Here is a 331-nt window from a genome sequence, read left to right on the forward strand (position 1 = left end):
TCGGAGTACTTCGTCGACACCATCAAGGGCGAGGGCTACATCGAACTCACCACCGTGAACAGCAGCCGCCGCGTGGTGACCGGCCCGTCATGGGCCGACACTGATCTGCTGGCTGCGTTCACCGTGCCGATCGTCGCCGCCACCGACTCCATCGACCCCGGCATCATGTCCCGCTACGCCGACTCCGGCACGTACTACCTGGGCACCCTGCACTTCCACAACGACTCCACCGTGGACGTCAGGATCAGGGAGAACGTCGCCGGGGTGTTCACCACCCTGTCCATCAGCAATCTCCTGCCCGGCACGTACAGCGCCGGCTCCACCTACTGGC

General features: G+C 65.0%; 1 protein-coding gene. It reads left to right on the forward strand.

Annotated features, from left to right (window positions below):
- Positions 1 to 331 (forward strand): hypothetical protein (locus IF19_RS1000000137920; RefSeq protein WP_032788786.1); only part of this gene is annotated, 331 nt, incomplete at both ends.

Source organism: Streptomyces californicus (assembly GCF_000717645.1).
Taxonomy (GTDB): domain Bacteria; phylum Actinomycetota; class Actinomycetes; order Streptomycetales; family Streptomycetaceae; genus Streptomyces; species Streptomyces californicus.